A 22,758-nucleotide genomic window follows, 5' to 3' on the forward strand; every position below is an offset into this window, starting at 1 on the left:
TCTATAACGTTTATGCTTCTATTAATTTGGACCGTAGCACGTTTTTGTATTCCCTCGGGAATACCTTGATGAAACAGGCCTTTTCCGTTTTCCAGTTGGTTAATATCTCCGCAGCGCGCTTGCTGCCCGTTAGGTGGATATGCCGCTTAAGCAACGCCATGATTGCGGTTTCGTCTTCGGCCTCCAGCGGGTCGAGGTCCACCATCTCGGTGTTGCAGTTTTCCCTGAATGTGCTTTCGATGTCGTAAACCCAGGCGATGCCGCCACTCATACCGGCAGCAAAGTTGCGGCCCGTGGCACCGATGATCAGCGCCCGTCCACCGGTCATGTATTCGCAACCGTGGTCGCCCACGCCCTCCACAACTGCTGTCGCTCCAGAGTTGCGTACCGCAAACCGCTCGCCGGCTTGGCCACAAACGAAGAGGTGGCCCGACGTAGCTCCGTAAAGGGCCACATTGCCGATGATGATGTGCTCATGTGCCACCCGTGGACTGTCTTGATGGGGGTATATGGCTAGCTGGGCACCCGATAATCCTTTGCCCACGTAATCATTAGCTTCGCCTTCCAATTCAAAAGACAATCCCTTTGCAGCGAATGCACCGAAACTTTGGCCGGCCGAGCCGACGAATTTGTAATTGATGGTATTGTCGGGCAGTCCTTCACCTCCGTAAACTTTAGATACCTCGTTCGAAAGCAAGGTGCCGATGGTGCGGTCGGTATTTTTTACGTTGAATGTGCCGAATACCGGTGTCTTGCTGTCCAATGCTTTCCGTGCCTGCTTCACCAACCCCCAATCCAAAATCATATCTAAGCCGTGGTCCTGCTGTTCCGTCTGGTATAGGGTGTCGCCCGTACGGCTGTGTGCCACATGGAGGATACGTGTTAGATCGAGTTTGTTGATCTTCCAGTGCGCAATGTTTTCCCGCTTTTTAAGGAATTGCGCCCGTCCTACCATTTCGTTGATGGTGCGGAAGCCGAGTTCGGCCATTACCTCGCGCAGTTCTTCAGCGAGGAAACGGAACAGGTTGACGATGTCGTCGGGTTTCCCCGTGAACAGCTTGCGTAGCTCGGGGTCTTGTGTAGCTACGCCTACCGGACAGGTATTCAAGTGGCATTTGCGCATCATGATACACCCGCCAGCAACCAGGGCCGCAGTGGCTACGCCCCATTCCTCGGCCCCCAGCAAGGTGGCAATGGCCAAGTCCCTTCCCGTTTTAAGTTGTCCGTCGGTTTGCAGCACCACGCGACTGCGTAGCCCGTTTCTCACCAGTGTCTGATGGCTTTCGGCAAGACCAAGCTCCCATGGCAGCCCCGCGTGCTTGATCGAGCTGATGGGCGATGCCCCCGTGCCGCCGTCGTATCCGGCGATAAGGATAACATCGGCATGGGCCTTGGCGACCCCTGCGGCGATGGTTCCTACCCCTGCTTTCGACACCAACTTCACATTGATGCGCGCTTCCCGGTTGGCATTCTTCAGGTCGAAGATCAATTGCGCCAGGTCCTCGATCGAGTAGATATCGTGATGGGGCGGGGGAGAGATCAACCCTACACCGGGTGTAGAGTGCCTTACCTTGGCAATCCAGGCATCAACCTTATGCCCCGGCAGTTGTCCACCTTCGCCGGGCTTTGCACCCTGGGCCATCTTGATTTGCAGTTCGTCGGCCTGCGTAAGGTAGTTTGAGGTCACGCCAAACCGGCCCGACGCCACCTGCTTGATGGCCGACCGCATGGAATCGCCGTTCGGTAGCGGTGTATAGCGCATCTCATCTTCGCCGCCTTCGCCCGTATTGCTTTTACCGCCAATACGGTTCATGGCGATGGCCAGCGTGCTATGTGCTTCGTGCGATATCGAACCGAAGGACATCGCACCCGTAGCAAAGCGCTTCATGATGTTTTCTGCAGGTTCTACTTCATCAATGCTGATGGACGATCGGTGCTTTGCGAAATCGAGCAGACCGCGTAGTGTGTACCGTCGTTCTTCCTGATTGTTGATGTGGGCTGCATACTTCCTGTATGTTTCATAGTCGCCCGTACGGCAGGCCTGCTGCAAGAGGTGTACCGTCTGTGGATTAAATAAGTGGGCTTCGCCACGCCTTTTCCACTGGTATATACCACCGTCGGGCAACAGCTCTTTGGCGTTGCGCGTACTGGTGAAACCACGGCGGTGTTTGCTTAGTATCTCCCGTGCGATATCATCAAGGTCCAATCCGCCAATACGTGATACAGCACCGCAGAAATACTGGTCTACCACCTCCGTATTGATACCCAATACCTCGAATATCTGTGCGCCGTGGTACGACTGGAGTGTGGAAATGCCCATTTTAGAAAAGATTTTGAGCAGTCCGCCACATACGGCCTTTACGTAATTTTTGGCCAGCTGGGGCCAGGTCAGTGTGGTATCCAGTAATTTTTGCTCTTTTAAGGTGCGCACGGTCGCTAAGGCCATATAAGGGTTTATCGCGGTGGCACCGAATGCCAAGAGGCAAGCGAAATGATGCACCTCCCACACGTCGCCGCCTTCAACCACCAAACCCACCGCGCCGCGATGGCCCGTTTTGATCAAATGGTGGTGTACCGCAGAAACCGCCAACAGGGAGGGGATTGCGGCATGTTGCGAATCGATGGCCCGATCTGACAAGATAATCACCTCAAACCCATCACGTACGGCATCTTCGGCGTACCGGCATAAGCGGTCTAGCCCATCTTTCAACGCATCCGGATTACCGCTCGCATTGAAATAGCATTGCAAGGTCTTCGCCTGGAAGACACCGGTATCGATGCTGCGTAGTTTTTCGAGCTCCCGGCTGGTTATAATGGGGTGTTCCAACGCTACACAGTGACAGTGCATCTTGTCCTCATCCAGGATATTCCCTGCATTGCCGATGAAGGTGGCCAGACTCATTACCAGCCGTTCCCGTATGGGGTCGATGGGTGGGTTGGTCACTTGCGCAAAAAACTGCTTGAAGTAGCTTGCTAAGTGTTGCGGGTGATTGGAGAGTACGGCTAGCGGAACATCGGTTCCCATAGAACCAATTGGTTCCTTGCCATCTAAGGCCATTGGCGTGATGATGTGTTCCACATCTTCGCGTGAATAGCCGAATATCTGCTGGAACTTGAATACCGATTCTTTGGATAGGTAGGTGAAGGTAACCCGTGGTTCGGCAAGTTCGTCCATCCGGATCTTGTACTGGTGCAACCAGTCGGCGTAGGGTTGGCGTGCGGAGAGCTCCCCTTTTACCTGATCGTCCGAAAGGATTTCGCCTTTCTCCATGTCAATCAGGAAAATTTTACCGGGTTGTTGTCGGCCTTTTTTGATAATGGTACTTTCATCGACGGGGAGTGCACCGGCTTCTGAGGCAACGATTACCCTGTCGTCGGAAGTCACGGCAAAGCGTAATGGCCGCAATCCGTTGCGATCGAGCATGGCGCCAATGGTGGTGCCATCGGTAAAACACAGGGCAGCCGGACCATCCCACGGCTCCATCAATGTAGCGTGATATTCGTAGAATGCCTTTTTAAGTGGATCCATCTGTGTATTTCCATCCCACGCTTCGGGCACCATCATTAACATCGTGTGGGCCACACTGCGGCCGCTGTGCAACAGCAACTCGGCCACGTTGTCTAAACAGGCCGAGTCCGATTGGTGGCCGTCTACAACGGGGAGCAGGATTTGCAACTCTTCCTCCGTGAAATAAGGGGAAGACAATGAACGGAGCCCGGCATAAAACCAGTTAAGATTCCCGGTGAGGGTATTGATTTCTCCGTTATGGGCCAGCATCCGGAAAGGCTGCGCCAATTGCCACGAAGGAAAAGTGTTTGTTGAAAACCGCGAATGCACCAACCCAAATGCTGAGGTCACGCGTTCATCCGAGAGATCCGGAAAGTATGTTCCAACCTGATAGGTCGTCAGCTGACCCTTGTAAACAATCACCTTGCAGGAGAGCGAAGCAATATAGAGATCTTCACCAGCACCTTCTGCGTCTTGTGCCTTTTGGGTAATCAGCCGGCGGAGCACGAAAAGCTTCCGCTCAAAATCTGCCGTTGTGCCAACCCCTTCGGGGCGAGCTACAAAGAATTGAACGATTTCAGGCTCCACACTTAACGCCGTGCTGCCGATACCCTCCGGGTTTACTGGTACCGTTCGGAAACCGAGGAACGCCATGCCGCGATCTTCCGTCGCTTGCTGGATGAGTTGCCGGCACAACGCATTTGCCGCCGCATCTTTTGGCAGGAATGTCATTCCAGTACCGTAATAACCCGGTTCACTTAGCTGGATGCCCAGCGATATGCATTCTTCCCATAGAAACTCATGGGGCAGTTGTAGCATGATGCCCGCACCGTCTCCGCTCTCCGGATCGCATCCGCAAGCGCCCCTATGCTCCATGTTTTCCAACATGGTCAATGCATCCCGCACCTGCGTGTGTGTTTTGTTGCCTTTGATGTTGGCGACAAAACCTACTCCGCACGCATCCCGCTCAAAATCAGACTGGTAAAGCCCCTCCGGTTGTGTTAATATATCCGTCATCCTATTTAGTTAGCTGTATTTAATTTGCTAAATTAGTAATTATTTCGGAAAATATTAGTTTTTTTTTAATTTTTTATCATTTATATTAGTAATTAGCTATTAAATAATGCTTTTATTGATAAAATGATAATATTACGTAGGGTGTGGGTGTGGGGGTCGCAACGATCGGGGCATTTTATTGGATGGTGTTTGTATGGCCGCGGAGAGATCGATAAACTGCTTTGCAATCATGAGCACCGAAGAAAGCCAGGCGTGGCGAATAATTGTTTTTTCGAACAAACTTAGCGTAGCGATCTCATTGATGCCTTAAAAGAACAATTAAAATATCAATAATTTATCTAAGTTTGCCGCATGGATACCTATCAAATCACCGGGGGATATATTCAGTTGATACAGTTGCTCAAGGCACTCAATTGGGTAGAGCATGGCGGAGAGGCGCAGGCGGTGGTCTCAGCGGGGTTGGTCCGTTGGAACGGTCAGGTGGACTACAGGAAGCGACTGAAGATCAAACCCGGCGATACCGTGGAATTTAATGGAAAACAGGTGCTCATTATCGAATAAATCATGAAAGCCATCGTTCTCATTACATTAGTTGCCTTCTTTTGTGCTTGCCAGGGGAATGGCAACGGCGCAAAACCGTATGTTCTAGTGGTTCCCATAGCGGCATACGTATCTAAAGGAGCCGATGAAATCGTCGAAAAAATCGAATCCGATACCGTTGAGGTGCCAACGGCACTAGCGGCATATTCCAAAGGTATTCAGAAATACGCCGCGGTATTGATGCATGTGGAACAGTTTCCCGACTCGATAAAAGAGGTAAAAGCCTTAAGTATTTTGGATGATCAAGGTAACGACATTGTTCCTTCGGTTCCGCAACACCAGCGAGACAGCGTCATCATGCATTTTATCCAATTTGCGCGGCGTTCGAACATCCCCTATTATGATCGGGTGAAGGATTTTGAGTTGAAATTGATGAAAGCAAGATAATAACATAGATGAGCAACAGCATAGCAAGCAACGGTTACGAGGTGTTTTTTGATAACACCTTAGTCGCTTTGGATAACTTTCTTCAAACACACCATTATTCCAACGTATTCATACTCACCGATAGGAATACCAGCACACATTGCCTGCCGGTGCTCCAAGCAGCGGTGCCACGGCTAGCGGGATACGATATCATCGAGGTAGACCCCGGCGAAGAAAATAAAAACATCGATTTCTGTGTGGGCATCTGGAAGATGATGCTCGATTTCGGGGCCGATAGGCAAAGCCTGTTGATCAATCTCGGCGGGGGTGTGGTTACCGATATGGGGGGCTTTGCTGCCTCCACGTTCAAACGTGGGATTGATTTTGTGCAGGTTCCTACCACGCTGCTATCGCAGGTGGATGCGTCCGTTGGCGGCAAAACCGGAATAGATATGGACCACGTGAAAAACATTATCGGTACATTCACCCAGCCTAAGGCCGTATTTATAGCAACCAAATTTCTGGAAACGTTGGCTCCTCGCCAGCTGGTCTCGGGCTTTGCCGAAATGATTAAACACGGCCTTATTGCAGACAGGGATTTTTACGAAGGGGTGAAAAGGAAAGATGCGGCGACAATGAGCTTGGCGGATATCCAACATTCGGTGGCCATCAAAAATAACGTGGTCACCCAAGACCCCCACGAAAAAGGCCTGCGAAAAATATTGAATTTCGGACACACCATCGGCCATGCCATCGAAGGCTATTCACTAGCGCACGACCGTGATCCGCTACTGCATGGCGAAGCGATTGCCGTGGGCATGATCTGCGAAGCCTACCTTGCCCACCGTCTGAACGGGCTGGGGCAGGAGGCCCTCACCGACATCATCCATACGTTCCGTCAGCATTTTCCCGACTATCGGTACGAAAAGAAAATTTACGGGCAGTTGATCGCCTTGATGAAAAATGATAAGAAGAATGCCGGCGACCGCATCGGCTTCGCGCTGCTCAGCGACATCGGCACATGCGACATCGACGTGTTCGTGGGAGAGGAGGCAATCTTAGAAAGCCTCGATTTTTATAAAGGGCTGGTCGGATAACCGTTAGGTGGTGCCTATATTAAGGTTGTGGTATTCCTTCCACAAATTCAGTTATTAACTTGGCTGTACGTTCGGATGCTCCCGGTTTACCCATTTTCTGTATCAGTAGGTCGTAGTTTTCCAAGATGTTATCCCGGTATTCTTTATTGTTGATGAGGAGGTCCAGTTCGTCGGCAATGCGATCGGCGGTGCAGTCCTTCTGGATGAGTTCGCGTACGGCCAGCATATCTGTGATCAGGTTGACAAGTGAAATGAACCGGACGTTGATCACCATCCGGGCAATTAAAATGGAGACGGGGTTAGCTTTATACACCACCACCTGCGGCACCCGTAGTAGTGCGGTCTCTAGGGTGGCCGTTCCGCTGGTCACTACTGCAGCCTCGGCATGTTTAAGTAAGTCGTATGTAGCATCGAAAACGACAGGTAACGCCAATCCGGCCATGTATTGCTCGTAAAATTCCCGGCTGAAGTTAGGCGCTCCCGCAACCACACAATGGTGGCCGGGGAATTGCCGTGATACGTTGGCCATGACGGGTAGTATCCGGCTGATCTCCATTGCGCGGCTGCCCGGAAGCAGTGCTATGATGGGTTTACCCGTAAGCTGGTGTGTTTCGGTGAAGTGGGGGTCAGCGGTGTGATCCGCTATCGCATCGAGGAGGGGATTCCCTACGTAGTCCACTTCCATGTCCCATTTTCGGTAGAAATCCACCTCAAAAGGAAGGATACAGAACAGCTTATCGACGACACGCTTGATCTTCAATACCCGTCGTTGGTTCCACGCCCATACTTTCGGCGAGATGTAGTAGCATACCGGGATGCCCGCTTTTTTTGCAAACTCGGCAATTTTGAGATTGAATCCCGGAAAGTCAATCAATACAAGCGTGTCCGGTTGGTGGGCGGTTATATCCGCCTTCACCGTGCGCAGGTTGCGGGCGATGGACCGGATGTTGGATAGGACTTCAACGAAACCCATGAACGCCATTTGCGACGTATGGATAATGGCCTGTTCGCCCGATGCCTGCTGCATGCGATCCCCGCCAACGATGCGGAACTGGGCATCAGCGTCAGCATCTTTCAACGCATGGATTAAATTAGCGCCATGTAGGTCGCCCGACGTCTCTCCGGCTATGATATAATATCTCATTTTTTAGATGCCCAACTCGATCTGGAACGTCCCGCCCCAGTTATTGCCGCTGTGTGTGGTTCGATAAATGCCGTCTTTCACTTGGTAATTTGCATTGATTTGCATCTTCAGGCGGTGGGCACGGAAGTATTTGGTTAAGCCCAATTCAACCACCTCGGTTTGTGCTTCGTAAGCGCGGATGTCGTTGTGCGGCTCCACCCAAGTGTACCGGCCAGCAAGTTCATATCCTGCATCCTTATTAATCAGGTAAGAAAGTTGTTGGTTTACACCTTGTCCTTTAAAGGCGTAAATCATTTCGCCGTCGCGGTCCACGGTTATGGGATCATCCACGGCACGTTTCATGTATTCCACCTGGTATGCCCAACCGCGGTATTTGAAGATGGCATCATAGAAGGAGGTCTTCAGCGTAAGGGGTGCGCCGAGGTATTCGCCCGTCTGTCCATGCACGCGCATGGTACGGTCATTGAAGCTGTACCCCCCGCCAAACGATAGCTTCGGTGTTTCCTCGTATTCCAGGTCGCCCTCGTAATAGTCGCCGCCGTTGGTGAATTCGCCCAGCGGTAAAAACTCGGCCCTGCCGGTATACGCCAGTCCGTCGTCGGTCATGTTGGCTACCCGCCCTTCGCCCGTACTGATTGCGCCCTTGAAATGGAAGGGGACAGCTCCTATCTTCGGCGAATAATAGGCCTTGATGCCGAAGTCGCGGTCTACATTGAAAGTCGCATTGACCAAAGATCGGTCGGTGAATTGCAGCTCGCCCGAAGAATTAACCCGTTGCCGGTTGCCCGGGAGCTTATTGAGGCCGAAGGCCATATAAAAGTTATCGGTAAAGTTGTAGAAGATGACAGCATCGCGTATGAGGTTGGGTACGTTCGTGTCTTCATAATCCTGGTCGCTGCGGCTAAACCCCAGTTGAATGCTGTACGAAAATTTCGGGTTGTAGATGTATCCATTCATGCGGAGCCGCAGTCGCCTGATCCGTGCTTCCAGGCTCTCCGCACCGAGGTCATCGCCAGCAATGGACGTATATTTCAAGCGGCTTTGCATCCGGAACCGGAAATTGATGTAGAAAGTCGAGTCGTCGCCCGCATATTGGATGCCTTTAAAGTTTTCGATCGTCGGCCGTTCATCGTGCTCGCGCTGCGCAAGCGCCTGAAGTGTCGTCACGAACACGAAAAGGGCGGTAAGGTAGGGAAGTAGCGTTTTATTCATCTGTCTGTTGGTATATATGTCAAAATTAATCGTTAACTGAATAGGTCATCACCGGGGTTCCTGCTGGCTGAGGCAGTGCCAACTGCCAAGGCCCCAAATGATATCCGTGCTGTCTATCCCCACAATTTTACGGTCGGGAAAACACGTTGCCAGCACATCCAATGCTTTTTGGTCATTCTTTTCATCACGGTACGTCGGCACGATAACCGCGGCATTCGCAATGTAGAAATTGGCATAGGATGCCGGTAACCGCTGCCCGTCGAACACCACCGGGGTGGGCATAGGTAACTCTATAATATGGAGTGGCTTGCCATTTTCCAACCGCATTCCCTTCAGTAACTGTAGGTTTTCTTGCAGAATGTTATAGTTTTCATCGGTGCGATTTTCTTCAATCACCGTTACCACCGTGTCGGCATTCACGAACCGTGTGATGTCGTCAATATGGCCGTCGGTATCATCCCCAACGATGCCATCGCCCAGCCACAGTACCTGTGAAATGCCGTAATATTCATGAAGATAGGCTTCAATTTGTTCTTGTGTAAGCTGCGGGTTACGGTTTTCATTCAATAAGCATGCCTTGGTGGTAAGGACGGTACCCTCGCCATTAAAATCGACCGATCCGCCCTCCATGACGATACCCGGATGGAAAACGGGCAGGTTCAATGCTTTGCCCACGAGCGTTGGAATGACATCATCCTGCTCGTAGGGCGGGTATTTGTTTCCCCAAGCGTTATACCCCCAATCCACGATGGCCTTGCCAACGGTCTCCTCACGGTTTATTAAAAAGGCCGGTCCGTGGTCACGGCACCAGGCATCATCCGTAGGGTGGTGGTAAAAGCGGATGTTTGCCATATCCACACCAGCCGCTACCAAAAGAGCGGTAGCGGTGGTTTCCATGGCCTGGTCTACCACATTGATGCAAACCTGTTCGCCGAGCGAGACTTCGCGGATAAACGCGGAATAGGGGGCGTATACCGCCTCCAGTTTGCCGGGCCAACTGGCTTCTTTGTGCGGCCAGCTCAACCAGGTAGCGCGGTGGGGATGCCACTCGGCGGGAAAATAATATCCTAACTTTTTGGGTATAGCAATCATTTTATGCAAAAGAACGATGGGTTTTTGGAAACAAGCTGGAATGCCGTTTCCGGATTACTCGTCAATAAACCTTTTCGTTATGGGTTGATAGCTGTCAATGCGCCGGTCACGCAAAAAAGGCCAATGTTTGCGGAAAAAATCCGACTGCCTTAAGTCGACTTCGGTGACCTCCGTCTCTTCAACGTCGTGGGATGCCAGATACAACAGTTTTCCCTGGGCGTTGGTCACAAAACTCCCCCCCCAGAACTTCATGGCCCCGTCCTGCTCAAAGCCGACCCGGTTGACACTCACCACCGGTAGTCCGTTGGCCACGGAATGGCTGCGCTGTATCGTCTGCCATGCGTTGTACTGGTCCTTATTGGTTTCGTCGTCCTGGTCCGTAGCCCAGCCGATGGCGGTGGGGTAGAACAGGATTTCAGCGCCCATCAACGCCGTTATACGCGCCGCTTCCGGATACCACTGATCCCAGCAAATGAGCACACCGATGGTTGCGTACCGCGTTTTGAAAACTTTGTAACCCAGATCGCCCGGGGTGAAATAGAATTTCTCATAAAAACCGGGATCGTCCGGAATGTGCATTTTGCGGTATTTGCCCAGGTAAGCGCCGTCCGCATCAATCACGGCAGTGGTGTTGTGGTAAAGCCCCTCCGCCCGTTTTTCAAATAAGGACGCTACGATGACCACTCCCAACGCTGCGGCCGCAGCTTGTAAGGCCTCGGTGGATGGCCCTGGAATCGCTTCGGCCAATTCAAAGTTGTCATAGTCCTCCACATCGCAGAAATAAAGCGACGTAAACAGTTCCTGAAGGCAGATAATCTGGGCTCCCTTGGCCGCCGCTACCCGAATCTGGTCAATGGCTTTGGTAAGATTCGTGGCTTTATTGGCCACGCAACTCATCTGTACAGTCCCGATTTTTACGTTGGTCATCATACATTCCTTTATTGGAGCAAAAGTACGACTAATTACAACAGTAAAGAAAAGTTGCCTGCTTCGTTAATACGCCAGCTTGTAGGCAGCTACTTCATTTTTCAAGAACGTAGGTACAATAACCAGTTGCAGGTCCGGTACGAAGCCGATATCGGCCGTATTGGATTCGTCAGCTTGGGTGTCGAGTAGCACCGTTGTTTCGTTACCCTGTATAAAGAAAATTTCACCATGCCACCGGCTGGCCACGAATGTGCTATCGTTGAGAATGACGAGCCCATCGCCGCCAGTCACTTCCGTATTGATCACTTCTTGCGCGTATTCGCCATCCTTGCTGAATTTTTTCAAGCCTTCACCGTCCAACGCATAGAGGTGTCCGTTATGGCATTCCAAACCATTAACACCTGTGTTTTCCGATATCGTTTTATAATTTCCGTCCGTATCCATGACATAGATACTGCCCGTGCGGGTATCAGAGAAAAACACCTGTTGGCCGTCCGTTGCCACATCATTCAAAAATACGGCGCCTTCCACAGCAATCGTTTTTTCAATGGTTGCCGATGCCACATCGATGACTTTCACCTCATCGATGTCCGTAACATAGAGCTTTCCATCGAGGAGTGCCATGCCTTTCGGCGCATGGAGGTTACCTTCCACCCATTTCAGGTCGCGGACGGTGCCATCGGTATTGATGGTCGAAATAAATCCGTCATTGTCTTTGTCGCCGGCCTTGGTATTTCCATTGGACACATAGATGATGTCGGACGATGGATCATAAAGGGTCGACTCAGAGCCGGTGAATACCGTGTCGGTTTTCCATGCCTGTGTCAGTTCTGGGGTTACTGTGGTTTCCGTTGTGTCGCTGCTTTGACCTCCCCCGCAACTCCATAGGGCTAATGCGACACCCGCCGCGATCAGAAATGCATTGTTCATCATAATCAAAAATTTTTGGATTTATATATATGACTTATTTATTCTCACTCCCTCACAATCTCACAACTTCACAATCTCACAACTTCACACCCTCACACCCTCACACCCTCACAATCTCACAACTTCACTTTACAACTCCTTCCGCAGCCGTGCTACAGGAATCCCCATAGCTTCCCTATACTTGGCCACGGTACGGCGAGCAATCGTATATCCTTTCTCCTTCAATATTTCCGTAAGCTTCTCATCGGCAAGTGGTTTTCGTTTATTTTCCGTAGAGATGCATTCTTCCAGTATCTTCTTCACTTCTTTATTAGACACCTCCTCACCGCTGTCGGTTTGGATAGCCTCCGAAAAGAACGATTTCAGCAAGAACGTCCCAAATTCCGTTTGCACATATTTGGAGTTGGCCACCCGCGAAACGGTTGAGATATCCATGTCGATTCGGTCTGCGATGTCTTTGAGGATCATCGGTTTCAGCTTCCGTTCATCGGCGGTAAGGAAATAGTCGTATTGGTAGTTCATGATGGCATTCATGGTTTTGAGCAAGGTCTGTTGCCGTTGCTTAATGGCGTCGATAAACCACTTTGCCGAATCGAGTTTCTGTTTCACAAACTGAACGGCTTCCTTCATTTTCTTGTCTTTCTGGGCAGCCTTGTCGTAATGGTCAAACATCTCCTGGTATGACCGGCTCACGCGGAGCTCGGGCGCATTGCGCGCATTCAGGGTAAGGTGGAGCACGCCGTCGTTGTTGGAGATGTGGAAGTCGGGAATGATATGCAGTTGTTTGCCGGCCACCGCGCCGGAGTCGCCTGGTTTCGGATTGAGCTTGAGGATTTCGTTGACAATTTCCCTTAGTTCTTCCGAATCGATGTTGAGTGCCCGTTCGAGCTTATCGTAATGCTTTTTCGTAAATTCGTCGAGGTGGTTCTCAACGACGAGCATCGCCTTTTTAATGACCGGATTTTCCTGGTCCTTTTTCCGGAGCTGAATGAGCAGGCATTCCTGCAAGTCGCGGGCACCGATCCCTGCGGGATCAAAGCCTTGGATGATTTTGAGAATCTCGGCCACCTCCTCCTCTTCGGCGATGATGTTCTGGGCGAATGCCAGGTCATCTATCAACGAAGATATCGGCCGCCGTAGGTATCCATCGTCGTCCAAACTGCCAATGATCTGTTGTCCGACAAGAAAATCTTTATCCGACAGGGCCAACAGGTCGAGTTGTTGCTGTAAGTTCTCGAAAAAAGAGTTCTGAATGGCTATGGGTATTTCCTTGCGATCGTCTTCGTCATCGCCACCGTTACTTTGGCTTGATCCGTAGTCGTTTATGTCGTCTGACTGTAGGTAATCATCTACATTGAATTCATCGAGTTCGCCCGATTGGTCATCTTCATTGAAGTTATCGTCGGGGTCTTTGTCCGGATATTCTTCAACGGGATCGTTCATGTTGGCCAGGCTGATGTCCTCCAATGCCGGGTTCTCTTCCAGCTCTTCTTTGATACGCGTATCCAATGATACCGTAGGCACCTGCAGCAATTTGATGAATTGGATTTGCTGCGGTGAAAGTTTCTGTAGTAGCTTCTGTTGTAAAGTCTGTTTTAGCATAACTTAAATACTTCACAAACATACAGAAAATACAGGAAACCTGCATGCGGTGCTATTGATGAAAAAAACATAGCCCGTGGTCGTCAAACCACGGGCTGTATCATGAGCTTTGTAAGTTGCCTACAGTTGTTTAACCAGCTTATCGGCCAGTACCGATTTGGGTACAGCACCGATTTGCTTGTCTACAATCTGGCCATCTTTGAAGAATAAAAGCGCGGGAATATTGCGGATGCCATACTTGACCGAAATATCGGGGTTATAATCAACATTTACCTTGCCCACCACGGCTTTGCCATCGTATTCCTTAGCCAGTTCTTCCACAATGGGGCCCACCATGCGGCAAGGACCACACCATTCTGCCCAAAAATCTACTAATACAGGCTTGTCTGATTGAAGTACAACCTCATCGAAGTTGCTGTCTGTGATTTCTAATGCCATAATGTTTAATCGTTATAGTTGCTTTTTTGTTATTTGCTTTTTTGCGTTCTGCATGCATCCTCACATCCTACTGCTACGCACAAAGATAGCGATCAAAATCATTGCCAAGGCATAAACTGCGACAATCTGACATTAATTTAACTTGTAATGTACCCCGTTTATTTTGGTAAGCGTTTCGATAAAATCATTACTAAGGTTGATTTTCAGCCCTTTAGATGGCATTTCGACGCTGATTTCCGATTCCATATCTCGGATGGCAAACCGCAATTGGCAGGTTTTGCTTTCGTACTGCTCGATGTTTGTGTGTACAAGTTGTTGTATGCGCTCCACAAAGCCATCGTTCAGTTCATGAAGCGGCACCTGTATCGTCAGGCTTTTAGCAAGCTTATCGCGCAAATCCGAAAGCAGCTGCATGCTCTTTATTTCAAACCCCCAGTTGCCGGCTTGGCGGTAACGCTCCGCAACCATCCCCCGTATCTGCACAAAGTAGCCTTCGTTGAGGTAGCCTTTCATTTTTACGTACTCTTCACCAAAGAGCGCTATTTCGTAAGCATCCGAATAATCTTCAACGACCATCACGCCAAACGGTTTCCCGTTTTTCGTGATCCGGTGACTGGCTGCGGTGATCATGCCGCCAATGGTCAGTTCGCGGTTCTTGATTTTGTTGAAATCTTCCCTAACCTCGTCGGGCACTTCCGTCTGTTTCGCTTTGTCAATGAGGGTGAGGAACTTAACCGGATGTTGGCAGAAATGGTCGATTTCAAACCGATAGCTATCCAAGGGATGGCTGGTGAGGTAGATGCCAATGACATCTTTCTCGTACTTGAGCTTTTCAATCAGGCCCCATTCGGGGCAATGGGGTAGCGTCGGTTCGGGTATTTCCACATTGCTGCCACCACCAAACAGGCTCACCTGCGCCGAGTTCTCACTTTCGCGATGCTTTGCCCCGTATTTCAGCGATTTCTCGAGCACTGTACCACCGTCGCCATCGGTATGGAAGTATTGCGCCCGGTGGGTGTTCACAAAGCAGTCAAACCCACCCGCGTATGTCAGGCTTTCGAGCGCTTTTTTATTCGCTGCGCGTAAGTCCACCCGGCGTGCCAAGTCAAAAATCGATAAATAAGGCTTGTCTTTGCGGCTTTCCACAAGCGTGTCCACAGCTCCGGCGCCCACGCCTTTCACAGCACCCATACCAAAGCGGATAGCCCCTTGGTTGTTTACCGTGAATTTATAGAACGATTCGTTGACATCGGGGCCCAATACCTGCAGTTCCATCCGTTTGCATTCTTCCATGAAAAACGTTACCTGTTTGATGTCGTTCATGTTGTTTGAAAGTACCGCCGCCATGTACTCCGCCGGGTAATGGGCTTTCAGGTAGGCTGTTTGGTAGGCCACCCAGGCATAGCAGGTGGAGTGCGACTTGTTGAATGCATAGCTGGCGAATGCTTCCCAGTCTTTCCATATCTTTTCGAGTACTTTTGCGGCATGTCCGTTAGCGGCGGCCTGCTCAACGAACTTCGGCTTCATTTTATCCAGTACGTCGCGTTGTTTCTTGCCCATCGCTTTCCGCAGTACGTCAGCTTCGCCTTTGGTAAACCCCGCTAATTTCTGTGAAAGGAGCATCACCTGCTCCTGGTACACCGTGATGCCATAGGTTTCTTTCAGGTATTCCTCGCAGGCATCCAAATCGTATGTAATGGGCTCATGGCCGTGCTTGCGGCGGATGAAGCTGGGGATATACTCCATAGGGCCAGGACGGTACAGCGCGTTCATCGCGATCAGGTCGCCGAAGACCGTAGGTTTCAGCTCCTTCATGTATTTCTGCATGCCGGGCGACTCGTACTGGAAGATGCCGACCGTTTCGCCACGCTGGAAAAGTTCGTAAGTTTGTGGATCGTCTATCGGGAATTCGTCGGGGTGCAGCTCAACACCGTGCCGGTGTTTGACAATTTTAACCGTGTCTTTAATCAGGGTGAGGGTCTTGAGGCCCAGGAAGTCCATCTTGAGCAGCCCTGCACTTTCCACCACCGCATTATCGAACTGGGTAACGTATAACTGCGAGTCTTTCGCCGTCGCAATGGGCACGAAGTTGGTGATATCGTCGGGCGTGATGATGACCCCACAGGCGTGGATACCCGTATTCCGCAGGGAGCCTTCCAGTACTTTTGCCTGGCGAATCGTTTCGGCTTCCAGTCCCGTCCCTTCTGACATGGAGACCAACTGCTGTACATTTTCCATTTCATCCCCACGGAGCGCGCTTTTAAGCGCTTTGGCATCCATGTTGAAGATTTTGTTGAGCTTCAGGTTGGGGATGAGCTTCGCAATTTTATCGGCCTCAAACAGCGGGAGGTCCAGCACCCGCGCGGTGTCGCGGATAGACGACTTCGCCGCCATGGTGCCGTATGTGATGATCTGGGCTACCTGATTCGCACCGTATTTGCCGATCACGTAGTCCATCACACGACCACGGCCCTCGTCATCGAAATCAATGTCGATATCGGGCATGGAAATACGGTCGGGGTTGAGGAACCGTTCGAAAAGCAAGTCGTATGCAACCGGGTCTATGTTGGTGATGCCAAGGCAGTACGCTACCGCCGATCCCGCTGCCGAACCCCGACCCGGCCCCACCGATACGCCCATCTCACGGGCCGCGGCAATAAAGTCTTGTACAATCAAGAAGTAACCGGGGTAACCCGTGCGTTCAATCGTCGCCAATTCAAAATCCAAGCGCTCGCGGACCGCCGGGGCGAGGTCTGAGTACCGTTTTTCCGCTCCTGCGTACGTGAGGTGGCGTAAATACTTGTTTTCCCCGCGCTTGCCTCCGTCTTCCTGGTCTTCCGGTACCTGGAATTCCTCCGGTATTTCAAATTTCGGAAGCAAGACATCGCGGTATAGCGAGTATGGTTCAACTTTGTCGACAATCTCCTGGATGTTGAGGATGGCTTCTGGAAGATCCGCAAATGCTTTTTTTATTTCCTCACCCGATTTAAAGTAGTATTCCTCGTTAGGGAGCCCATAGCGGAAGCCACGGCCACGACCTTTGGGGGTAGCCAGCTTTTCACCATCTTTCACACACAATAGGATATCGTGTGCATGCGCATCCGCCTTGTTAATGTAGTAGGTATTATTCGTTGCTACCGTTTTCACCTGGTGCTTGGCCGCCAAACTAACGAGGCTTTCATTTACCCGGTCTTCGTCTTCCTGACCATGCCGCATCACTTCGATGTAGAAGTCAGCACCAAACGTGGCTTTCCACCAAACCAACGCCTCTTCAGCTTGGTTCTCGCCCATGTTGAGCAATTTGTTGGGGATTTCGCCATACAGGTTGCCCGATAACACGATTACATCTTCCTTGTATTGCTCCACAATGGTACGGTCAATACGGGGCACGTAATAGAACCCTTTGGTATAGGCAATGGAAGCCATTTTGGCCAGGTTGTGGTAGCCAGCCTTGTTTTTGGCTAGGAAAACAACCTGGTAACCATTGTCTTTCCGGGATTTGTCGGTGTGGTCTTCGCAAACGAAGAACTCACAGCCCACAATAGGCTTGATGATGGTTTCGGTGGCGGCTTCCCCCGCCTCCAAAGCAGCTTTATTTTTGGCTTCCGCGGCCTTGTTGTGATTGAGAACCGCGCTAACGAACTGAAAGGCTCCCATCATGTTGCCATGGTCGGTCATCGCTACCGCCGGCATCTTGTGGGTGGCCGCAGCTTTGACCAGCGCACCTACCGAAATGGTGGACTGCAAGACAGAAAACTGGGTATGGTTGTGCAAATGCGCAAAGTCCACCGCCGCCATATCCCGCTTGTTGGCTTCCAGCTCTTGTGTGGGAATAGCGGTTTGCTGCTCACTTTGCAGCCGTTTACGGATTTCGTCGGATGCCGCCTTGAGGTTCACATGCGTGAGGCCGATGGGTGCTATGGGCTGTGGATTGCGGTCGCGGAACTCGACGAAATAGCCGGTGTCTACCTGCAATTCGGCAGGCGTGAAAATCTCGCGTTTTACCAATTCGAGGAAACAACGGGTGGTCGCTTCCACGTCGGCTGTCGCATTATGCGCTTCAGCGAAAGGCGTCCCGAAAAGGTATTGGTGCAATTCGGTCAGGTTGGGTAATTTGAATTTACCGCCACGGCCGCCGGGTATCCGCAGCAATTCGGCCGTCACTTCGGTACAGGTATCGAGCACGGGTAGCTGCGCCATGGGCGAATCGATGCTCGTCCGGTGGAACTCGCATCCCATGATGTTGATGTCGAAACCGATGTTCTGGCCGACAACGAATTTCGATTTGGCCAAAGCGGCATTGAACTCGTGGAGTACCTCAACCAGCGGAACTCCTTGTTCTTCCGCCAGTTCGGTGCTGATGCCGTGTATCCGTTCGGCGTCAAATGGAATGTTGAACCCCTCAGGTTTAATCAGGTAGCTTTGATGTTCAACGAGCTCGCCCATGGTGTCGTGCAACTGCCAGGCGATCTGGATACAGCGGGGCCAGTTATCCGTGTCGGTAATCGGGGCGTCCCAACGTTTGGGAAGACCCGTTGTTTCGGTGTCAAAAATCAAATACATCAGCTTGCCTCAAAAAAACCCAAACAAACTTATGTTTTTTCGACGGGAAAGCCTAATGCCGACGATGCTTCGACGACATTAGGATGCCAAGTAGCTGTAGATGATGTGGGTTATTTTTCCACATCTGCCCATCGGCGTATACCTCTTTATTTCGGAAAAGCGGGGTTTGCTTTTACTTCTTCGATCTGGAGGGTATGCCGAGCGGTATGGCCAGCGATGAACAACATGGAGTGGTAACCATCCACCGGGCCGAACGGCGAGTCGCTGACGTGATTGCGCAGGTCATCGACCGATACGTCCTTAAGGTATGAACGTATGGCTTTCCGTTGCGCACGGAAGTCGGCCATCGCCGTCTTTACATCCGTGTACGCCCCCTCACCAATCAGCGCTGCCGGCGCTTCAGCTTTATGACTGCGGTCCGTAATGCCATCCATGAGCTGTTGGTCCGTTACCTTCACCTCCGTTTTCCGTTCGGGGTTTGCGGGTTTTGCCAGCGTTTCCTTGGCCATGCCGAAAAGCATGTTCTCTGTTTTGATGATGTGCTCCACACACTGGCTGATGGACCATTTGTCGGCCGAAGGCTTAAACTGTAGCTGTGCATCACTTAGTCCTTTTAATTGCTCCTTTAGCCGGTTTTCCGTTTTCCGGTAATAGTCCAATAAAAACGCCTTGTCATTCTGTACGGGCACAAACGTACTTTCGAGCGGTTTTACCGTGTTGGTCGTCATTGTGGGGTGCGTAAACGACAATGCGATAAACGCAGCACCAAATAAAAATAGTTTGTTCATTTTGTTATGTTTTGTTTGGCTCAAATTTAACGAAAGTCTACCGTATGCTGTAGGTGGTTGTTGCGACATCGTAGGGGGATATTTACGACAAAAGCAAAAAAAACATTATTTTCGACGCTCGCAATTGAAAAGAAAATGAAGATCACCCACACCGAAATTTATCGCCTCAGCATTCCGATGGAACCGTTCGTCATCGCCACCGGGACCATGGATTATGCGCAGAACACATTCATCCGTATCCATACCGACGAGGGTATTTACGGCGTTGGCGAATGTTCAGCTTTCCCGATGATTGTTGGCGAAACGCAGGATACCTGTCTTGTGCTCGCGCGCGATTTCGCCCAGCTGTGGGCAGGGAAAGACCCACTGGCTATCGACGAGCGGCTTGCCGAGCTGGATGCGTTCATTGCGCGCAACACGACCATCAAGAGTGCCTTTGATATGGCGTTGTACGACATTGCGGCCAAGCATGCCGGCGTGCCGCTATACCGTTTCCTGGGGGGGAGCGTGCGCGATATCGTTACCGACATCACGGTGGGTATCGCCAGCCCCGCGGAAATGGCAGCCAAGGCATTGGCCTTTAAAAAACAGGGCGCCGCGGTGCTAAAGGTGAAATTAGGAAAACGGCCGGAGGAAGATATCGCGCGTATCCGCGCGATCAGGGAGGGGGTAGGGGCGGCCCTGCCCATTCGGATAGATGCGAACCAAGGGTGGACGTTCGAAGAGGCCGTTGCTGCGCTTCAAGGGTTGCAGGAGTTCAACATCCAGTTCTGCGAGCAACCCATGCGGAGCTATGACGACCACCTGCTACCCCAACTGCGTACGCAAACCACCATTCCCATCATGGCCGATGAAAGTTGCTACGACCACCGGGATGCCATTCGCTTGGCTACGCAGGGTGCCTGTGACTACATCAACATCAAGTTCTCCAAATCCGGCGGTATCGCCGAGGCGCTGCGCATCCAGCAGGCTGCGGCAAACCACCATATCCCGTGCATGATCGGCGGTATGCTGGAAAGCCGGCTCGCCCTTTCCGCTAAGGTGCATTTTGCGTATGCCGCGCCCAATGTGCAGTTCTTCGATATGGATACCTGTATGCTTGGTCACCTCGAAGATCCGGTAACCGGCGGCGTAGCGTTCAGTGGCTATCGGCTGTCGCTACCCGAGCAGCCGGGCATCGGTGCCGATATCGACCCTGTATTCCTCCAGAAATGTGAATACTGGACGGTTTGATTGGTAAGTCACTTCGGGCTTCTAACTTCATGTCGAAAGTCCTACCTTTGTGTCGGAGATTAATTACATAGTTAAGAAACACGATATGAGCAAAGCGAAGGGCCCCATTTCCCAGTTTATCGAAACGAATTACCTGCACTTCAATGCCGCGGCGTTGGTCGATGCAGCCAAAGGCTACGAAGCCCACCTCGATGCGGGCGGTAAAATGATGATTACCCTGGCTGGCGCGATGAGCACCGCCGAATTGGGAATCTCCCTCGCCGAGATGATCCGGCACGATAAAGTGTCCATCATCAGCTGCACAGGGGCCAATCTCGAAGAGGACATCATGAACCTGGTTGCCCATTCGCACTATAAACGCGTACCGCATTACCGCGATTTGAGTCCGCAGGATGAATGGGACCTGTTGGAAAACCACTATAACCGCGTTACCGACACCTGCATCCCGGAAGAAGAGGCTTTCCGCCGCCTACAGCAACATATTCACAAAATCTGGAGCGATGCCGAAGCGGCGGGCGAACGTTATTTTCCGCATGAGTACATGTATAAGATGCTCAACAGCGGCGTATTGCAGCAGTATTACGAGATTGACCCGAAGAACTCGTGGATGCTCGCAGCTGCCGAGAAAAACCTGCCTATTGTGGTACCCGGTTGGGAAGACAGCACCATGGGCAATATTTTCGCGTCTTACGTGATCAAAGGGGAGCTGAAAGCCACAACCATGAAAAGTGGTATCGAATACATGGCTTACCTTTCCGATTGGTATATCCGGAACTCCGGAGGCAAGGGTGTCGGCTTTTTCCAGGTAGGCGGCGGCATCGCCGGCGATTTCCCCATATGCGTAGTGCCTATGCTATACCAGGATCTGGAGATGGAAAACATCCCGTTTTGGAGTTACTTCTGCCAGGTGTCCGATTCGACCACATCCTATGGGTCGTATTCTGGTGCGGTTCCCAACGAGAAAATCACTTGGGGCAAGTTGGATATCAATACGCCTAAATTCATCGTTGAGTCCGATGCCACCATCGTTGTGCCGCTCATCTTTGCGTGGGTGTTGGGCCAGTAGTTGGTTTGATGATGGAACGCCGATGACACGAATTAAACGAATTAACGCAGATGAGCAAATAGCAGAAAGCAAACCACAAAAAAATGTCGCTGCCAACCCTAAATACCGTTGACCCCATTGCGCTACGTTACCTGATGACGGAGACGGTTTTTGATGCGCCCGCCGAACCTGCGCCGCAGCCGGCAGCTCCGTCATTTGTTTGTTTCGGCCAGAATAAACGCAATTACCTGTTTCTGACCGACGAAAAACAGCACGAATGGATGCCTGAAGCGGATATGGATGCCTTCATCAAAACCTTGGCCGCGCTGGAGCTCGCCGAAGCGGATGTGGCATTGTTGAACCTGGCCAGGTTGGCGGTATCACCATCGGTGGATCAGCTGATGTCCTTTTTTAAACCACAAGTGGTCGTCAACCTGGGCACACCATTCGCGTGGCCCGAACAAGACGGCCTACACGTATTCCATACCCACGCTTTTGGCGAGATGCTGGCTGATGCCGAGAAAAAACGAGTGTTTTGGACCACCATTAAACGATTGTTGATATGATTGAATTGGTCTTTGCTACTAATAACGCCCACAAACTGGAAGAAGTACGTGCCGTGGTGGGCGACAAATTTTCGATCCGTACACTTGCCGATCTCGGATGTACGGATGATATCCCCGAAACAGGCGATACCTTCGAAGCCAATGCCGCGCAAAAGAGCACGTATCTCTATGAGCGGTATGGGTGCGACTGTTTCGCTGACGACTCCGGTCTTGAAGTGACGGCATTGGGCAACGAGCCCGGGGTGTACTCCGCCCGCTATTCAGGTACTCGCGATATGGAGAAGAATATCGACCTGCTGTTGCAACGCCTTGGCGACCAGCCCGACCGCAGTGCGCGGTTCCGTACGGTCATATCCCTCCGGATAGGCGATAGGGAGCATTTTTTCGAAGGCGTGGTCGAGGGTACCATCGGTTACGAGCGCCGAGGCGACGGTGGTTTCGGTTACGATCCGCTATTTACACCTGTGGGCTACCAGAAGACATTTGCCCAAATGACACCAGCCGAAAAAAATGCCATCAGCCACCGTGCAATCGCCGTGGCTAAACTGGCTGACTTCCTGAAAGCAAATTACTGATAATATACCCGTTCATGAGGTTGTTTTTCAACGAAACAGGATAATCGTTTTAGCT

The 22,758-nt window shown here is 51.3% G+C and carries 17 protein-coding genes; 7 read left to right on the top strand and 10 right to left on the bottom strand.

Annotated features, from left to right (window positions below):
- Nucleotides 1–10: 10 nt before the first annotated feature.
- Nucleotides 11–4,525 (bottom strand): glutamate synthase large subunit, encoded by a 4,515-nt coding sequence (gene gltB, locus U9S71_RS04555; protein WP_326325597.1) that lies wholly within the window; start codon nucleotides 4,523–4,525, stop codon nucleotides 11–13.
- Between the two features lie 351 nt (nucleotides 4,526–4,876).
- Between gltB and U9S71_RS04560 the strand changes: the two genes are divergently transcribed.
- Genes U9S71_RS04560 through aroB form a run of 3 tightly spaced genes read left to right on the top strand, consistent with a single transcriptional unit; the run spans nucleotide 4,877 to nucleotide 6,588 of the window.
- Nucleotides 4,877–5,086 carry an RNA-binding S4 domain-containing protein gene (locus U9S71_RS04560; protein WP_326325599.1) on the top strand — a complete coding sequence of 70 codons (210 nt, stop codon included), beginning with the start codon at nucleotides 4,877–4,879 and terminating at the stop codon, nucleotides 5,084–5,086.
- Between the two features lie 3 nt (nucleotides 5,087–5,089).
- Nucleotides 5,090–5,512 carry a hypothetical protein gene (locus U9S71_RS04565; RefSeq protein WP_326325600.1) on the top strand — a complete coding sequence of 141 codons (423 nt, stop codon included), beginning with the start codon at nucleotides 5,090–5,092 and terminating at the stop codon, nucleotides 5,510–5,512.
- 8 nt (nucleotides 5,513–5,520) lie between these two features.
- Nucleotides 5,521–6,588: a 3-dehydroquinate synthase gene (gene aroB / locus U9S71_RS04570; protein ID WP_326325602.1), complete on the top strand. Its 1,068-nt coding sequence runs from the start codon at nucleotides 5,521–5,523 to the stop codon at nucleotides 6,586–6,588.
- 19 nt (nucleotides 6,589–6,607) lie between these two features.
- On the opposite strand, the gene lpxB is transcribed toward aroB, so the two are convergent.
- The 9 genes from lpxB to U9S71_RS04615 all read right to left on the bottom strand — a co-directional run bounded on the left by lpxB (nucleotide 6,608) and on the right by U9S71_RS04615 (nucleotide 19,284).
- Complete coding sequence (gene lpxB / locus U9S71_RS04575) at nucleotides 6,608–7,732, bottom strand: lipid-A-disaccharide synthase (RefSeq protein WP_326325604.1); 1,125 nt, start codon at nucleotides 7,730–7,732, stop codon at nucleotides 6,608–6,610.
- A gap of 3 nt (nucleotides 7,733–7,735) precedes the next feature.
- Nucleotides 7,736–8,944, bottom strand: a complete 1,209-nt coding sequence (locus U9S71_RS04580) for a porin (protein ID WP_326325605.1) — start codon at nucleotides 8,942–8,944, stop codon at nucleotides 7,736–7,738.
- 48 nt (nucleotides 8,945–8,992) lie between these two features.
- Nucleotides 8,993–10,036, bottom strand: coding sequence for an agmatine deiminase family protein (locus U9S71_RS04585; protein WP_326325607.1), 1,044 nt, complete (start codon nucleotides 10,034–10,036; stop codon nucleotides 8,993–8,995).
- A 54-nt stretch (nucleotides 10,037–10,090) separates the two neighbouring features.
- Nucleotides 10,091–10,963 (bottom strand): carbon-nitrogen hydrolase, encoded by an 873-nt coding sequence (locus U9S71_RS04590; protein ID WP_326325774.1) that lies wholly within the window; start codon nucleotides 10,961–10,963, stop codon nucleotides 10,091–10,093.
- Nucleotides 10,964–11,029: 66 nt separating this feature from the next.
- The gene (locus U9S71_RS04595; RefSeq protein WP_326325608.1) at nucleotides 11,030–11,896 is read right to left on the bottom strand and encodes a YncE family protein; all 867 of its coding nucleotides are present in this window, start codon (nucleotides 11,894–11,896) and stop codon (nucleotides 11,030–11,032) included.
- 126 nt (nucleotides 11,897–12,022) lie between these two features.
- Complete coding sequence (gene rpoN, locus U9S71_RS04600; RefSeq protein ID WP_326325610.1) at nucleotides 12,023–13,495, bottom strand: RNA polymerase factor sigma-54; 1,473 nt, start codon at nucleotides 13,493–13,495, stop codon at nucleotides 12,023–12,025.
- A gap of 120 nt (nucleotides 13,496–13,615) precedes the next feature.
- Entirely contained in the window at nucleotides 13,616–13,933 is a 318-nt protein-coding gene (gene trxA / locus U9S71_RS04605; protein ID WP_325642320.1) for a thioredoxin, read from the bottom strand.
- 132 nt (nucleotides 13,934–14,065) lie between these two features.
- Nucleotides 14,066–18,496: a DNA polymerase III subunit alpha gene (gene dnaE / locus U9S71_RS04610; protein WP_326325611.1), complete on the bottom strand. Its 4,431-nt coding sequence runs from the start codon at nucleotides 18,494–18,496 to the stop codon at nucleotides 14,066–14,068.
- 146 nt (nucleotides 18,497–18,642) lie between these two features.
- The gene (locus U9S71_RS04615; protein WP_326325613.1) at nucleotides 18,643–19,284 is read right to left on the bottom strand and encodes a DinB family protein; all 642 of its coding nucleotides are present in this window, start codon (nucleotides 19,282–19,284) and stop codon (nucleotides 18,643–18,645) included.
- 135 nt (nucleotides 19,285–19,419) lie between these two features.
- On the opposite strand from U9S71_RS04615, the gene U9S71_RS04620 reads away from it, so the two are divergent.
- The 4 genes from U9S71_RS04620 to rdgB all read left to right on the top strand — a co-directional run bounded on the left by U9S71_RS04620 (nucleotide 19,420) and on the right by rdgB (nucleotide 22,703).
- Nucleotides 19,420–20,517: a mandelate racemase/muconate lactonizing enzyme family protein gene (locus tag U9S71_RS04620; protein WP_326325614.1), complete on the top strand. Its 1,098-nt coding sequence runs from the start codon at nucleotides 19,420–19,422 to the stop codon at nucleotides 20,515–20,517.
- A gap of 85 nt (nucleotides 20,518–20,602) precedes the next feature.
- Entirely contained in the window at nucleotides 20,603–21,583 is a 981-nt protein-coding gene (locus U9S71_RS04625; RefSeq protein WP_326325615.1) for a deoxyhypusine synthase family protein, read from the top strand.
- Between the two features lie 83 nt (nucleotides 21,584–21,666).
- Entirely contained in the window at nucleotides 21,667–22,128 is a 462-nt protein-coding gene (locus U9S71_RS04630; RefSeq protein ID WP_326325617.1) for a hypothetical protein, read from the top strand.
- Nucleotides 22,125–22,703 carry an RdgB/HAM1 family non-canonical purine NTP pyrophosphatase gene (gene rdgB, locus U9S71_RS04635; RefSeq protein ID WP_326325619.1) on the top strand — a complete coding sequence of 193 codons (579 nt, stop codon included), beginning with the start codon at nucleotides 22,125–22,127 and terminating at the stop codon, nucleotides 22,701–22,703. The genes U9S71_RS04630 and rdgB overlap by 4 nt, the downstream gene beginning before the upstream one ends.
- Nucleotides 22,704–22,758: the final 55 nt, after the last annotated feature.

The organism is Parapedobacter flavus (assembly GCF_035818675.1).
In the GTDB taxonomy this organism is placed as follows: domain Bacteria; phylum Bacteroidota; class Bacteroidia; order Sphingobacteriales; family Sphingobacteriaceae; genus Parapedobacter; species Parapedobacter flavus.

Excerpts from the sequence above, each read along its gene's own strand:
- gltB (WP_326325597.1), bottom strand. The coding sequence starts at position 4,525 with ATGACGGATATATTAACACAACCGGAGGGGCTTTACCAGTCTGATTTT.
- U9S71_RS04560 (WP_326325599.1), top strand. The coding sequence starts at position 4,877 with ATGGATACCTATCAAATCACCGGGGGATATATTCAGTTGATACAGTTG.
- U9S71_RS04565 (WP_326325600.1), top strand. The coding sequence starts at position 5,090 with ATGAAAGCCATCGTTCTCATTACATTAGTTGCCTTCTTTTGTGCTTGC.
- aroB (WP_326325602.1), top strand. The coding sequence starts at position 5,521 with ATGAGCAACAGCATAGCAAGCAACGGTTACGAGGTGTTTTTTGATAAC.
- lpxB (WP_326325604.1), bottom strand. The coding sequence starts at position 7,732 with ATGAGATATTATATCATAGCCGGAGAGACGTCGGGCGACCTACATGGC.
- U9S71_RS04580 (WP_326325605.1), bottom strand. The coding sequence starts at position 8,944 with ATGAATAAAACGCTACTTCCCTACCTTACCGCCCTTTTCGTGTTCGTG.
- U9S71_RS04585 (WP_326325607.1), bottom strand. The coding sequence starts at position 10,036 with ATGATTGCTATACCCAAAAAGTTAGGATATTATTTTCCCGCCGAGTGG.
- U9S71_RS04590 (WP_326325774.1), bottom strand. The coding sequence starts at position 10,963 with ATGACCAACGTAAAAATCGGGACTGTACAGATGAGTTGCGTGGCCAAT.
- U9S71_RS04595 (WP_326325608.1), bottom strand. The coding sequence starts at position 11,896 with ATGATGAACAATGCATTTCTGATCGCGGCGGGTGTCGCATTAGCCCTA.
- rpoN (WP_326325610.1), bottom strand. The coding sequence starts at position 13,495 with ATGCTAAAACAGACTTTACAACAGAAGCTACTACAGAAACTTTCACCG.
- trxA (WP_325642320.1), bottom strand. The coding sequence starts at position 13,933 with ATGGCATTAGAAATCACAGACAGCAACTTCGATGAGGTTGTACTTCAA.
- dnaE (WP_326325611.1), bottom strand. The coding sequence starts at position 18,496 with ATGTATTTGATTTTTGACACCGAAACAACGGGTCTTCCCAAACGTTGG.
- U9S71_RS04615 (WP_326325613.1), bottom strand. The coding sequence starts at position 19,284 with ATGAACAAACTATTTTTATTTGGTGCTGCGTTTATCGCATTGTCGTTT.
- U9S71_RS04620 (WP_326325614.1), top strand. The coding sequence starts at position 19,420 with ATGAAGATCACCCACACCGAAATTTATCGCCTCAGCATTCCGATGGAA.
- U9S71_RS04625 (WP_326325615.1), top strand. The coding sequence starts at position 20,603 with ATGAGCAAAGCGAAGGGCCCCATTTCCCAGTTTATCGAAACGAATTAC.
- U9S71_RS04630 (WP_326325617.1), top strand. The coding sequence starts at position 21,667 with ATGTCGCTGCCAACCCTAAATACCGTTGACCCCATTGCGCTACGTTAC.
- rdgB (WP_326325619.1), top strand. The coding sequence starts at position 22,125 with ATGATTGAATTGGTCTTTGCTACTAATAACGCCCACAAACTGGAAGAA.